Source organism: Caulobacter sp. KR2-114, assembly GCF_049446115.1.
GTDB lineage: Bacteria > Pseudomonadota > Alphaproteobacteria > Caulobacterales > Caulobacteraceae > Acaudatibacter.
Window position 1 is genome coordinate 1,135,389 of the sequence record NZ_JBMSEC010000001.1, and the last position, 14,259, is coordinate 1,149,647.

The 14,259-nt window shown below is 69.0% G+C and carries 9 protein-coding genes; 6 read left to right on the forward strand and 3 right to left on the reverse strand.

Going from position 1 to position 14,259, the window contains the following annotated elements:
- Nucleotides 1–4: 4 nt before the first annotated feature.
- From ACO2Q3_RS05165 to ACO2Q3_RS05175, 3 genes are all read left to right on the forward strand, one after another.
- Nucleotides 5–433, forward strand: a complete 429-nt coding sequence (locus tag ACO2Q3_RS05165; RefSeq protein WP_423305465.1) for a hypothetical protein — start codon at nt 5–7, stop codon at nt 431–433.
- Nucleotides 433–924 carry a periplasmic heavy metal sensor gene (locus ACO2Q3_RS05170; RefSeq protein WP_423305466.1) on the forward strand — a complete coding sequence of 164 codons (492 nt, stop codon included), beginning with the start codon at nt 433–435 and terminating at the stop codon, nt 922–924. Before ACO2Q3_RS05165 ends, ACO2Q3_RS05170 begins: the two co-directional genes overlap by 1 nt.
- Before the next feature lie 534 nt (nt 925–1,458).
- A protein-coding gene (locus ACO2Q3_RS05175) for an IS630 family transposase (protein WP_423305467.1) occupies nt 1,459–2,402 on the forward strand; the annotation gives its coding sequence in 2 pieces (ribosomal slippage) (nt 1,459–1,794 and nt 1,797–2,402; 942 coding nt in all).
- Nucleotides 2,403–2,442: 40 nt separating this feature from the next.
- On the opposite strand, the gene ACO2Q3_RS05180 is transcribed toward ACO2Q3_RS05175, so the two are convergent.
- The 3 genes from ACO2Q3_RS05180 to ACO2Q3_RS05190 all read right to left on the reverse strand — a co-directional run bounded on the left by ACO2Q3_RS05180 (nt 2,443) and on the right by ACO2Q3_RS05190 (nt 8,460).
- Nucleotides 2,443–4,914, reverse strand: coding sequence for a PAS domain-containing sensor histidine kinase (locus ACO2Q3_RS05180; protein WP_423305468.1), 2,472 nt, complete (start codon nt 4,912–4,914; stop codon nt 2,443–2,445).
- Between the two features lie 313 nt (nt 4,915–5,227).
- Complete coding sequence (gene pepN, locus ACO2Q3_RS05185) at nt 5,228–7,819, reverse strand: aminopeptidase N (RefSeq protein WP_423305469.1); 2,592 nt, start codon at nt 7,817–7,819, stop codon at nt 5,228–5,230.
- Between the two features lie 65 nt (nt 7,820–7,884).
- Nucleotides 7,885–8,460 (reverse strand): hypothetical protein, encoded by a 576-nt coding sequence (locus ACO2Q3_RS05190; protein WP_423305470.1) that lies wholly within the window; start codon nt 8,458–8,460, stop codon nt 7,885–7,887.
- A gap of 154 nt (nt 8,461–8,614) precedes the next feature.
- Between ACO2Q3_RS05190 and ACO2Q3_RS05195 the strand changes: the two genes are divergently transcribed.
- The 3 genes from ACO2Q3_RS05195 (at nt 8,615) to ACO2Q3_RS05205 (ending at nt 14,142) form a co-directional block, all read left to right on the forward strand.
- Entirely contained in the window at nt 8,615–9,730 is a 1,116-nt protein-coding gene (locus ACO2Q3_RS05195) for an acyl-CoA dehydrogenase family protein (RefSeq protein WP_423305471.1), read from the forward strand.
- Nucleotides 9,731–9,751: 21 nt separating this feature from the next.
- Nucleotides 9,752–10,972, forward strand: coding sequence for an acyl-CoA dehydrogenase family protein (locus ACO2Q3_RS05200; protein ID WP_423305472.1), 1,221 nt, complete (start codon nt 9,752–9,754; stop codon nt 10,970–10,972).
- A gap of 416 nt (nt 10,973–11,388) precedes the next feature.
- Nucleotides 11,389–14,142 (forward strand): TonB-dependent receptor, encoded by a 2,754-nt coding sequence (locus ACO2Q3_RS05205; RefSeq protein WP_423305473.1) that lies wholly within the window; start codon nt 11,389–11,391, stop codon nt 14,140–14,142.
- Nucleotides 14,143–14,259 lie beyond the last annotated feature (117 nt).

Genomic DNA, 14,259 nt, shown 5'->3' on the forward strand with positions numbered 1-14,259 from the left:
GGGCATGACCGACGAGCGGTTCGCGGCCCTGGCCGCGGCCTATGGCGCGGACATCGGCCGCTGGCCGGAGGGCGAGCGTGAGGCCGCCCGGCGGCTCGCGGCGCAGGCGCCGGCGCGCGACGTGCTGGCGGCGGAATCCGACCTCGACCATCTGCTGTGGCAGGCGACGACGGCGGCGCCCAGCCACGCCCTGTCCGAGGCGGTGATCGCCATGGCGCCGCCCGCGCGGCGAACCGGCGGCGAAATCCTGCGCTGGCTGGCGGCGGTCGGCGTGGCCGGAAGCATGGTGGCGGCCTGCGCCGCCGGCGTGGTCATGGGCGCGACCTTCGCGCCGCATGCGCTGATCAACGTCATGACCCCGCATGCCTCGCCGCAGGCGCAGCCCCCCTCCGAGGAAACCGCACTGGACGGCGGCCTGGGAGGCGACGTCTGATGAGCCCGCGCGCCCTGACCATCACCCTGCTCTGTTCGCTGGCGCTGAACTTCTTCCTGCTGGGGGCCGGCGCGACCATCGTCGTCGTGGCGCGGGCGGTGAAGGCCCGCGCCGTGGCGGCGCAGACGGCCAACGGTCCGCTGCAGCCGGTGCGCCGCGCCGCCCTGGCGCTGCCGCCGCTCTCCCGCGGGCAATTCGCCGCGGCGGTGAAGGCGGTCAACACCGACCAGCGCCCCGCCCTGCAACAGGCCCGGCAGCTGCGCATCGAGGCCTGGACGGCGCTCGGCTCCGACAAGGTCGATGCGGCGGCGATCAAGGCCAAGCTGGATCAGGCGCGGCTGATGGAGACCGGGGCCCGCAGCCACATCGAGGCGGCGATCGTTGACTTCACCGTCAAGCTGCCGCAGGACCAGCGCGCCAAGGTCGGCGAGGAGATGCGGCCCCAGCCGCAGCTGCAGCAACAACCGGCAGCGACCACCGCGGCGCCCTGATCTCCGCTTCCCGACGCTCGCGGGGGAAGTGTCGCCTAAGCGGAGCGGGCGACGATGGGGGTGCGTAGGGTGTGAGGGCGCAGGCTATTCGGGCCCGTCTCTGTCGTAGATGAAGGCAATTTTCACAGACGTCGACGCGAGCGGCCGGCTACTTCCCCCTTCGTCGCCCGCCTCGCTTCCCTCGGCATTGGCGACACTTCCCCCGCAAGCGGCTAGGGGATGCACACATCGTCGAAGCGCTCTTTCCTTCTCCCCTTGCGGGAGAAGGTGGCCCGCGAAGCGGGTCGGATGAGGGGTTGCCGGAACCCTTGTGACGATCTCGGCGACGGCGGCGCGGCGCCAACCGGAGAAGCTTCCCGACCCCTCATCCGTCTTGCTGCGCAAGACACCTTCTCCCGCAAGGGGAGAAGGGTTGGTCTCAACGCGACATCAAGATGTGTGAATCGCCTAGAGCGGGTTCCTTTCTGGCGGAATCGGGGTTCCCAAATCAGCGGAGAGCTGATTCACCCTGGCTGCTGGGGGAGGCCAGCTGGGATGACGGCTCCTTACTCGATGGATCTTCGGGCGCGGGCGATGGCGCGCCGGGCTGCGGGCGAGACGCATCGCGAGATTGCGGCGGCGCTGCAGGTGGCGCCCTCGTGCATATCGAAGTGGGCGCGCCGTGAGCGTGAGACGGGATCGCTGAAGCCGGATGCGATCGGGGGCCGCAAGCCGCGGACGCTGAGCGGCGATCTGGCGAGGTGGCTGGAGGAGCGGATCGCGTCGGGGCCGTTCACGCTACGGGGTCTGACAGCGGAGCTGGCGGAGCGCGGGATCAAGACGACGCCGCGGGCGGTGTGGATCTTCGTGCGGGAGCAGGAGCTGACTTTTAAAAAAAGAGCGCCTTCGCCGAAGAACAGCTCCGACCCGACGTAGCCCGTCGCCGGGCCCGCTGGAGAACGCACCAGAAGAGCGTTGATCCCTCTCGTCTGGTCTTCATCGACGAAACCTGGATCAAGACCAACATGGCTCCCCTGCGGGGCTGGAGCCTGCGGGGCAAGCGCCTGAAGGGCTACGCTCCACACGGCAAGTGGAAGACCCTGACCTTCGTCGCGGCCCTGCGCAGCGACCGGATCGACGCGCCCTTCGTGATCGACGGCCCGATCAACGGCGAGCTCTTCCTGCTCTACCTCCGCGAGGTCCTCGTTCCGGCGCTCTCGCCCGGCGACGTCGTGGTGATGGACAACCTCGGCAGCCACAAAAGCCGAAAAGCCCGCGCCGCGATCCGCGCCGTCGGCGCTCACCTCATCTTCCTGCCGCCCTACAGCCCCGACCTGAACCCCATCGAGCAGGTCTTCTCCAAGCTCAAACACCTCATGCGAAAGGCGCAGCCCCGCACCGTCGAGGAGACCTGGCGAAGCGCTGGCGCGCTCCTCGACCGCTTCACCGCCAAAGAGTGCAGCAACTACCTCGTTAACGCCGGCTACGCTTCCGTGTGAACGAGTCCCGCTCTAGCCGCAAGCGGGGGAAGATAAAACGTCACGCCACCGCCTGGGCGCCTTCTTCCAGCAGACCCGGCTGGCGGATCGGCAGCACGAAGCTGGCCGTGGTGCCCTGCCCCGGCTGGCTCTCCAGCTCCAGCACCCCGCCATGCATCTCCACCAGCGACTTCGACAGCGCCAGGCCCAGGCCGGTGCCCTGCTGGGTCTTGGCGTGCTGGCTCTCGACCTGCTCGAACGGCCGCGCGAGCCGCGCCAGGTCGTCCTTGCCGATGCCGATGCCGGTGTCGCGCACGCTGATGCGCACGCGCTCGCCGAACGGATCCATCCGGGTCTCGGCCCGGACGCTGATCTTGCCGCCCTTGGGCGTGAACTTCACCGCGTTGGACAACAGGTTCAGCAGCACCTGCTTGATCGCCCGGTAGTCGGCGTCCACCTCCGGCAGCGGCGGCAGCGCCACCTCGACGTACAGCCCCGCGTTCTCGGCCCGGTTCTTCACCAGACGCACTGAGTCCTCGACCAGGTCGTCGATCGACACCGGCTCGAAGCGCAGGTTCATCTTGCCGGCCTCGATCTTGGACATGTCCAGGATGTCGTTGATCAGCGCCAGCAGGTGCTCGCCCGAGCGATGGATGTCGCCGACATATTCCTTGTAGCGGCGGTCCCCCAGGGGGCCGAACATCTCGCCGACCATGATCTCGGAGAAGCCGTTGATGGCGTTCAGGGGGGTGCGCAGTTCGTGACTCATGTTGGCCAGGAACTCGCTCTTGGCCTTGTTGGCGCCCTCGGCCCGGACCTTCTCGGTGGCGTACTTCTGCGCCAGTTCGGCGGCCTCCTCCTGGGCGCGCTTGAGGTTGACGATCAGCGCCTGCAGCTGCTCCTCGTTGCGCCGGCGCGCCTCGTCCTGGGTCTTGATGGCGGTGATGTCGGCGGCGGTGACCACCAGGCCGCCGTCGAAGGTGCGGCGCTCGGCGATCTGCACCCAGCGCCCGTCGTTCAGCTGGGCCTCGCGCACGCCTTCCGTGGCCGTCTGCGTTTGCTGGCGTATGGCCAGGTTGACGAACCGCAGCACCTGTTCGCGCAGGGCGCCAGGCTTCAGGATCCTCGGCTCCAGGCCGAAGAACTCCCGGTAGTTGTGGTTGCACATCAAGAGGCGGCCGGCCCGGTCCCACAGCACGAAGGCGCTGGGCACGCTCTCGATGGCGTCGCGCAGGCGGTTCTCGGCGGCCTGGGCGCGGATCTGCGCCAGCCGTTCCTCGGTGACGTCCAGGGCCACGCCGATGATCCGCGGAAAGCCGTCGGCCCCCGCGTCGCCGAAGCCCTGGCCGCGCGCGTCGATCCAGGTCGGCGGTCCCCCGGCGGGGTTCGGCACCCGGAACGACACGTCGAAGGCGCTGGATTGCCGCGCGGTGGAGAGCGCCTGGGTGACGCGGTCGCGGTGGTCGGGCGAGATGCGCTCCAGCACCTGCTCGGTGGTGGCCACGCCGCCGCCGCCCCACCCCAGCATCGCCCCCATGACGTCGGACATGAACAGCTCGCCTGACACGAGGTCCCATTCCCAGATGCCGCAGCGCGCGGCCTCGACGGCCAGGCGGAAACGCTGCTGGCTTTCGGCGAAGGCCGCCTGAGCGGCCTCGGCCCGGCGCGCCTGGAACACCAGCAGCAGCGCCAGGGCGCAGGCGATGGTCAGCGGCGCCAGCAGGGAGACCAGGTTGTCGCGCAGGCTGTCGGTGAACATGCCGCTGGCCGGCTCGGCGGTCAGCGCCAGCAACGCGCCGCCGGCGGCGGGCCGGACTGCAAGTTCGATGGCCCGCCCGTCCGGGCGCCGGCCGCGGGCCAGGGCGCCGGGCTTCACGTCGCCCGGACTGATGGCGAAGGCTTCGTTGACGGTGCTGGCGGCCGCGACGCCGCCGTCTCCCGCGGAGGCGACCAGCCGACCGTCCGGCAGGGCTGCCGCGGCGCTGGTCTTGCCGCCGCCGAGGCCGTCCAGCAGCGCGGCGTGGCTGACCTTCAGCAGGATCACGCGCTTGGCCTTGCCGGCATCGGAGACCCAGGCGGCATAGAGGGCTGGCGCCGGTCCCGCGCCCTGCGGGGCCGCCGGCGCGCCGATCCAGAAGGATCCATCCGCGGCCTGGGCGGCGCGGGCGGCGCCCTTCCAGTCGGGGTCCTTGGCGTCGCCGGCCTGGGCGACGACCTCGCCGGCCAGCAGCACGGCCGCGCCCTCGGCGCGGTCGCCCGCCGTGCGAGCCGCCATCTCGGCGGCCTCGATGGGCGTGTCCGGAAAGCGTTGCTGGAGACCGTCGCCGGCGATCAGGGCGGCGCGCAGGGTGGTCGCGACGCCGTCCAGCCGTTCGCCGAGGGCGCCCGCCCTGGCGGCCAGCATCGGGCCTGCCGGCGTCGAGGACTCCGCCTCGCGCAGCCGCCAGGCGGCGAAACCGGTGTAGATGGCGGCGCCCAGCAGCACCACGAGCACGGCGATGCGCACCAGCGTCGGCTGGTCGCGGCGCGGCATGCCGCCCCGGGGGCCTGCCGCGGCCGGCGCGCCTAGTCGCGCAGCCTGCCGGTCACGCCGACCCGTCCTGGGACCGCCCCTGGCGTCTGTCGCCAAAACCCCGCCACTCCTCGAACCGCCGAACCCCATTCACCCGTGATTCGATTCTTACGCGCCGTCAGCGATTCCGTCACCGGCGCGGCAATCTGTCCGAGTCGGCAAGCGGCCATTTTGTCACAGTCGGCGAGCGCGCCGGCCGTGGTCAGAATCCCTCAACGGAATCGTCGCTGGGCGATCAGCCCAGCGCCTTGGCAACGGAATCGTCGCTGGGCGATCAGCCCAGCGCCTTGGACGCCAGCTCGTAGACGTTCTTCGACAGGTTCGGCGCCTGGGTGATCCGCTCCAGCTCGGCGCGCATCAGGGCGCCCAGTTCCGGCGCATACCGCGCCCAGGCGCCCAGCGGCTCGACCAGCCGGGCCGCGACGCTCGGATTGAAGGTGTCGACCATCAGGATCTGGTCGGCCAGGAACCGGTAGCCGGCGCCGCTGGGATCGTGGAACCGCGCCGGATTGAAGTTGGCGAAGGTCGACACGAGCGCGCGCAGCCGGTTCGGGGTGCGGGCGTCGAACGCCGGGTGGGCGGTCAGGCCCAGCACCCGGCCAAGCGCGCCGTCCGATGGATCCCGGGCCTGGGTCTGGAACCACTTGTCGATCACCAGCGGCTCGTTCTTCCACTGCTCGTAGAAATCCGCCAGCGCCTCGTCGAAGTCGTCGCCGCCCATCAGCATCAGCGCCGTCAGCCCGCCGATCGCATCGGTCATGTTGTTGGCGGCCTGGAAGTGACCGCGCGCGCGGTCGCGGTTGTCGGCGTGCGGGTCGGCCGCCAGCAGCTCCAGCGCCGCGTTGCGCAGGGCGCGCCGCCCTGCGGCCTCGGCGGAGGGCGAGAATTCGCCGGCGTCCTGCAGGCCGCCGTGAAGCCGGCGCAGGTTGTCGCCCAGGTGCACAGCCATGCGCGCCCGCAGCGCCTCGCGCGCCTCGTGGATCGCCGCCGGGTCGGCCGGCGCGGCGATCACGGCCAGGTCCGGCTCCGACGGCAGCGCCAGCAGCAACGCCTTGAACGCCGGCTCTGCCGACTGATCGTCCAGCGCCCGGCCCATGGCCTCGGCGTAGCGCTCCTCGCCCACCTCGTCGGGGTGTCCGGCGGCGCGGGTCAGGATCAGGTCGCGAGCCAGGTTCTGGCCGGCTTCCCAGCGGTTGAACAGGTCCGGGTCCGACGACAGCAGCACGTAGCCGTCCTTGGCCGGGGCGTCGCTGGACAGGTTCACCGGCGCGGAGAAGCCGCGCAGCCCCGACAGCACCGGGGTCCGCTCGACGCCCTCCACGCGCAGCTGGGTCTTTTCGCCCTCGAGCACCAGCACCTCGGTGTCCTTCAGCACCCGCCCGTCCTCGTCGATCAGGCCGAAGGCGAACGGGATCGGCAGCGGCTGCTTGTCCGGCTGGCCGGGCGTGGGCGCGGTCTCCTGGGTCAGGGTGAGGTCCAGCGCCTTGGCCGCCTCGTCATAGACCGCCTCGACGGTCACCTTCGGCGTACCGGCCTGTTCGTACCAGGCGAAGAAGGGGGCGAGGTCACGCCCGGTGACATCGACGAAGCACTGGATGAACGCCTCCACCGTGGTCGCGTGGCCGTCCCAGCGGTCGAAGTAGAGGTCCATGCCCTTCCTGAAGTCGGCGTCGCCGATCAGCAGCTTGAGCATGCGGATCACCTCCGCGCCCTTCTCGTAGATGGTCGCGGTGTAGAAGTTGTCGATCTTCACATAGGTCGAGGGCCGCACGGGGTGCGACAGCGGCCCGGCGTCCTCGGAGAACTGCCGGGCGCGCAGCATCTTCACGTCCTTGATGCGCTGGGTCACGTGGCCGCGCATGTCGCCGGAGAAGCTCTGGTCGCGGAACACGGTCAGGCCTTCCTTCAGGCACAGCTGGAACCAGTCGCGGCAGGTGATCCGGTCGCCGGTCCAGTTGTGGAAGTACTCGTGCGCCACCACGCCCTCGATGCGCTCGTAGTCGAGGTCGGTGGCCGTCGCCTGGTCGGCCAGCAGTAGCGAGGAGTTGAAGATGTTCAACCCCTTGTTCTCCATGGCCCCGAAGTTGAAGTCGCGCACGGCGACGATCATGAACAGGTCCAGGTCGTACTCGCGGCCGAACACCTCCTCGTCCCACTTCATGGAGCGCTTGAGGCTGTCCATGGCGTACTCGGCGCGCGACGCCATGCCGGGGTCGACGAAGATCTTCAGCGCCACGGTGCGCCCGCTCATGGTGACGAGGCTGTCCTCCAGCACGTCGAGCTCGCCGGCCACCAGGGCGAACAGGTAGCAGGGCTTGGGGAACGGATCGTTCCAGACGGCGAAGTGACGCCCGCCCGGCAGTTCGCCGCTGTCGATCAGGTTGCCGTTCGACAGCAGGTGCTGGAACGCCTTGTCGCCCTCGACCCGCACGGTGAAGCGCGACAGCACGTCCGGCCGGTCGGCGAACCATGTGATCTTGCGGAAGCCCTCGGCCTCGCACTGGGTGCAGAAGCGGCCGCCGGACATGTACAGTCCCTCCAGCGCCTTGTTGCCGTCGGGGTCGATCTGCACCTCTGTTTCCAGGGTGAAGGCGTTCGGCACGCCCTGCACGGTCAGGAACTCGGCGTCGATCTGGCGCTCGCTGTCGCCCAGGGCGCGGCCGTCCAGCGCCACCGATATCGGCGTCAGCCGTTCGCCGTTCAGGCGCAGCGGACGGTTGTGGTCGCCATTGCGGCGGATCTGCAGCCGGGCCTTCACGCGGGTGGCGCTGGGCTGCAGGTCGAAGTCCAGGTGGACCTCGTCGATCAGGAAATCGGGCGGCGTGTAGTCGGCCAGGCGGATCGGCTGGGGGGTGTCGGTGCGCATCCGAAGGATTTAGCCTTCGGCGTCGCCGGGCGCCACCGCGACGCGGCGAAAATAGCCGCCCGCCGCTACTCCGCCGCCTGCGCCGGCGCCGCGCGGCCGCTGGCGACCTCGCCGCCGGGAATCTCCTGCAGGTAGCGCTCGACGGTCAGGGCGCGGCGGGCCAGATCCTGCACTGCCGGCGGCGCATCCTCCGGGCTCTCGGCGACCATGGTCAGCAGGTCGCGGGCGAGGCTGCGCAGGGTCGGGGCGGAGGCGATCAGGCGCGCCTGAAACTCGATCAGCCGCGGGTCGCGGTCGTACTCGGCGCCCGGCACGCGCCAGCCGCCCCAGTCGCCCAGGTCAGTGACCACCACGGGGAAGGTGCCCGGATAGGGATGGTGCGCGCAGTCCTCTGGAGCCTGCCACTTGTTGCGCGCGCGCAGCAGTCGCCACGAGCCGCCCTCGCCGCCGCCCTCGACCTCGCGCTCCTCGGGGCGCAGCTCGTGCGCCAGGAACGGACGGCCAAGGCCGACCTCGTAGGTCACCCGCACCGGCTCGTCGAAGCCCTTGGCCCAGATCGGCACGATCTTCTCGACCACCGCCCAGGCGCCGACGCTCTCGACCCAGACCTTCTGGTTGCGCTGGAATACCGCCTTGGCCATGTCCGCCGCCTGAAATCCGCTTCTGTCCGGCTGACATAAAAACCGTAAATCCTTGACGCGCGGTCAATCTTTCCCCGCCGCGAAAGGGGGCTATCCTTCGCGCGAGACAGAAAGCCGGCCCCCGACGCCGGCCAACACATCGGGCGGAGACGAGATGAACTTCGATTTTTCCGACGACCAGAAGTTCCTGAAGAACGAGGCGCGCAAGTTCCTGGACGGAAACTGTTCGTCGCAGACCGTGCGCGGGGTGCTGAACAACCCTGGCCGCTCGTATGACGAGACGCTGTGGAAGGCCGTGGCGGCCCAGGGCTGGCTGGGCACCACCATCCCGGAGGAACATGGGGGCCTGGGCCTCGGGCACATGGAGCTGTGCGTGATCGCCGAGGAGCTGGGCCGCGCCCTGGCGCCGATCCCGTTCGCCTCGACCGTCTATTTCCTGGCCGAGGCGGTGCGCCTGGCCGGCAGCGACGCCCAGAAGGCCGCCATCCTGCCGAAGATCGCCGCGGGGGAGCTGATCGGCGCCCTGGCGGCTTCCGAAGGCCCCGGCGTGGTCAGCGCCGCCTCGGTCAAGGCCACGGTCAGCGACGGCAGGCTGACGGGCGAGAAGCTGCCGGTGACCGACGGCGATGTGGCCGACGTGGCCGTGGTGCTGGCCAAGGAGGCGGGCCAGCTGAGCGCCTTCCTCGTCGACCTGAAGGGCGCGGGCGTGACCCGCGAGACCCTGCAGACCCTGGATCCCAGCCGCGGCGCGGCGAAGCTGAGCTTCAGCGGCGCGGCCGCCGAGCGCCTGGGCGCGCCCGGCGAGGGCCTCGACCTGGTCGAGCAGGTGCTGAACCGCGCGGCGGTGCTGCTGGCGTTCGAGCAGGTGGGCGGCGCCGACCGGGCGCTGGAGATGGCCAAGGACTATGCGCTGAACCGCTACGCGTTTGGCCGGCCGATCGGCAGCTACCAGGCGATCAAGCACAAGCTGGCCGACATCTACGTCAAGAACGAGCTGGCGCGCTCCAACGCCTACTACGGGGCCTGGGCGCTGGACACCGACGCCCCGGAGCTGCCGCTGGCGGCCGCGGCGGCGCGGGTGGCGGCCTGCGAGGCGTCCTGGTTCGCGGCCAAGGAAAACCTGCAGACCCACGGCGGCATCGGCTTCACCTGGGAGATGGACTGCCACCTGTTCTACCGCAGGGCCCAGCAGCTCGGCCTGGTGGCCGGCGGGGCCAAGCAGTGGAAGGAACGGCTGGTCACCCAGCTCGAACGCAAGAACGCGGCCTGAACGAGAGCGCGGAGAACCCTCATGGACTTCAACGACACCCCGGAAGAAGCCGAATACCGCGCCAAGGCCCACGCCTGGCTCGAGGCCAACGCCCCCAAGACGCACGGCCGCATGGACGACGAGGGCGGCGACGACCTGACGGCGGCGAAGGCCTGGCAGGCGAAGAAGGCCGCCGCCGGCTATGCCTGCATCACCTGGCCCAAGGAATGGGGCGGCCCGGGCGGCGCCTCCTGGCAGTCGCAGATCTTCGCCCAGGAGGAGGCGAAGTTCCCGAACCCCGGCAACCCGTTCCAGATCGGGCTGGGCATGTGCGTGCCCACCATCATGACCGCGGGCAACGAGGCGGACAAACAGCGCTTCGTCGGCCCCGCCCTGCGCGGCGAGGAGATCTGGTGCCAGCTGTTCTCCGAGCCCTCCGGCGGCTCGGACGTGGCCGGCGCGCGCACCCGCGCAGTGCGGGCGACGGACGGTTCGGGCGACTGGATCATCAACGGCCAGAAGGTGTGGACCTCCGGGGCGCAGTTCTCCGACTTCGGCATCCTGATCACCCGCACCGACCCGGACGTGCCCAAGCACAAGGGCCTGACCATGTTCTGGGTGGACATGAAGGACCCGGCCATCGAGGTGCGGCCGATCCACCAGATGTCCGGCGCCTCCGGCTTCAACGAGGTCTATTTCACCGAACTTCGGGTCAAGGACAGCCAGCGGATCGGCGCGGTGGGCGACGGCTGGCGCGTGTCGATCGTCACCCTGATGAACGAGCGCAACGCCATCGGCGGCGGCGTCAGCTACCATCGCCAGGTGATGCAGCTGGCCGACGGCATCTCCACCCTGGCGGGGACCGGCATCAAGGACGCCGCCCTGCGTGAGAAGATCGCCGACTGGTACGTGCAGGCCGAGGGGCTGAAGTACACCCGCCTGCGCACCCAGACCGCGCTGTCCCGCGGCCAGACTCCCGGGCCCGAGGCGTCGATCGGCAAGGTGGTCACTGCCCCCCTGATGCAGGACGTGGCGGCCGCGGCGCTCGAGCTGCAGGACCAGTTCGGCATCATCGCCGATCCGAAGCTGTCGCCGTTGCACGCCCTCTTCCAGCAGACCCTGATGAGCGCGCCCGGCATGCGCATCGCCGGGGGCACCGACGAGATCCTCAAGAACATCATCGCCGAGCGGGTGCTGGGCCTGCCGCAGGACGTGCGCCTCGACAAGGACGTGGCCTTCAAGGACATCCCGTCGGGTCGCTGACCCGCACCTGCCGATCAACGGAACGGCCCGCCGACGATCCCGCCGGCGGGCTTTTTCGTGGCCGAATCGGCTGGCCGGAAGCTTGGACAGGCGCGTCCAAAATAAGCCTGCATTTCAGCCTTGCAACGATTGCTCGCAATGCAATTGCGCCCGCATTTTGACAGCGGCGCCCTGAACACCGTTCTTTTATTGGCGTTCCAGCGTTACGCGAGGTGGCCAAACCGCGGCGTCGGAGACACAGATTTCACGTAGCTATGAGTGATCAGTGATAACTTACGGACAGTGAGTTGACTTTGTTAACCCCGGCGCCGGAAGTCCTGCCCCCGACTTGCCCGCCTCCCCGCGTGGCAGGCCGTTCTGGCAAAAAAACTAGAGTCTGCCGTCAAATTTTGGGGCGGCCCGTCCTGGAGGGATAGATGAACGACACCTTGAAGCTGCGGCGCTGGCTGGCGCTGGGCGCCTCGGCGATGGCCCTGGGCGCGATCGCCGCGCCGGCCATGGCCGCCGACGCAGGCGCCGCCGCGGGCGCCGAGACGGCCGCCCCCGATCAGAACACCATCGACACCCTGGTGGTGACCGCCGAAAAGCGCGAGCAGAGCGTGCAGGACGTGCCGATCGCGATCTCGGCCTTCGGCACCAAGCAGCGCGACCTGAAGGGTATCAACACCGTTCAGGACATGACCAACTTCACCCCGGGTCTAGTCTACTCCAGCACCAACGACCGCGCCTCGGTGCGCGGCGTGGGCCGCCTGACCAACATCCACTCGGCCGACGCGGCCGTGGCCATCTACATCGACGGCCTCTACAGCACCTCGACGGTGTTCGCCGGCATGCCGCCGCTGCTGGTCGACCGGGTGGAAGTGCTGCGCGGCCCGCAGGGCACCCTCTACGGCCGCAACTCGATCGGCGGCATCATCAACATCATCACCCAGAAGCCGACCGCGCACTGGACCGGCGAGGTCCGCGCCATTGGCGAGAACTACGGCTACTCGGACTTCCAGGGCACCGTGTCCGGTCCGATCACCGACAACCTGAAGTTCCGCCTGTCCGGCTACAAGAAGGACCAGCGCGACGGCTACTTCAACAACATCAACGCCGGCATGCCGTCGGAAGGCTCAAAGCGTAACGAGTACTACGTCGAGCTGCAGCTGGCGGCCAACCTCGGCGAACACGCCGAAGCCTGGTTCAAGTACGACACCCTGCACTGGGACAACCGCGGCGGTCCGGGCGCGCGCTCCGGCTACACCGCCGGCGCGTACGACACCACCAGCACCGGCATCGGTCCCAGCAACCCGCTGATCTACAATGCGGCCTACGGCTATTCCGGCGCGGTCACCGGCCTGACCCAGTTCAACGGCGGCACGACGACCTTCAACCCGCCGTCGCACGGCCTGCTGCGCGACTTCAACACCAACACGCCGCTCAGCGTTAAGCTGCAGAACGCCAACCAGTTCTCGTTCAACTTCGTCTACCACTTCCCGACTTTCGACGTGAAGTACCTGACGGAATGGCAGCACTACCACTACAGCCTGGCCGGCGATTACGACAATACCAACGTCCAGAGCTATCAGATCCCGCTCAATCCGAACGGCATCTGCGCGCACACGGCCGGCTGTACCGCTCTGACGGTCAATCCGAACGAGACCTACAGCTACGACGAGGTTCCCACCTGGTGGAGCCACGAGATCAACCTAACCTCGACCACCGACGGCCCGCTGCAATGGGTGCTCGGCGCCTATTACTATCACGAGCACTACAGCAACCCGCAGGCGGGCTACGACCCGTCGCAGACGCAGCTGCTGCATCCCATCGGCGGCCCGGCCAACCCCACCGGCCTCTTCAACTACACCAACTACGACATGGTGACGAAGAGCACCGCGGTGTTCGGCCAGGTCGACTACAAGATCACCGACACCCTGAAGGTCACCGGCGGCCTGCGCTACACCCGCGACACCAAGTACGGCACGGAATACCTGCGCGACGTCTGCTACGCTGACAGCTGCATGTCGAGCGTCTACGCCGGCGCCCTGCACCTGCCGGCGACCCTGGGCGGGCTGGACGCCACGGGCACTGCCGCCAACTGGGGCAGCCTGCTCGGCAACACCACCTTCCTGAACGCCCTGACCGGCGGGGCCATCCCGAACCTGGGCTCCGGCGGCTTCGACGTGACCTCGTCGCTGCTGCCCTGCACCACGATCGCGGGCACCAAGGGCGTCAGCGGCACGCCGGTGGCTTCGGCCGCCTGCGCCGCCTCCGGCGGCTATACCCAGGCGCACATCGACCCGGCCACCGGCCTGCTGACCCGCGGCCTGAGCGACTCGTCCAGCGCCACCACCGGCACCCTGCGCGCCGAGTGGACGCCGAACCGCGACACCCTGGCCTATGCCAGCTACAGCCGCGGCTACAAGGCGTTCGGCCTCTACGCGGGCCAGCTGCTGACCAACCCGGAGGCGGCGCCGGAAACCGTCGACGCCTACGAGATCGGCCTGAAGAAGGACTTCGGCCATACCCTGCAGGTCAACCTGTCGGCCTTCTACTACGCCTACCACAACCTGCAGGCGCCGGTGCAGATCACGACGGTCAACGGCTACTCGACCCAGTTCGTGAACGTCGCGGAATCGCGCTCCTCGGGCATCGAACTTGACGCCGTGTGGCAGCCGATCGACCACCTGCAGTTCTCGCTGGACTACTCGTACAATCCGACCCGCATCACCAAGTCGGCGATGTTCGCGGACGTCAACAACAACAAGAACTGGGGCACCACGCTCAGCCCGCTGTACTACCAGCCGGAAAGCGTCGTCGGCGACTCGCTGCCTCAGGCGCCGAAGAACAAGGTGGCGCTGAACGGCAACTACACGTTCGTGTTGGACGCGGGTAAGATCAACGTCGGCGCCAACTTCATCTGGCGCGACAAGGCCTACGCCAACATCTTCACCCGCTCCTGGAACGAAGCCCCGTCCTGGGACCAGGTGGACCTGCGTGGCTCGTGGACGCCGAACAACGGCAAGTACCAGGTGATCGTCTACGTGAAGAACGTCGGCAACACCCTCGGCTACGACGCCGCGGCCCTCGGCTCGCCGCGCAACATCGCCTACGGCAACGCCGCCAACGTCTACAGCCTGACCCCGCCCCGGACCTACGGGATCGAGGTGCACTACAAGTTCTTCTAGGCCTCAGGGCTTCAGAAGCGATCGATCGGGGCGCGCCGGCATCGCCGGCGCGCCTTTTTCGTGGCCGGCGCCAAATATTTCCGGGGCGGCGCCAAATTCGCGCGGCGGATGTCTGTG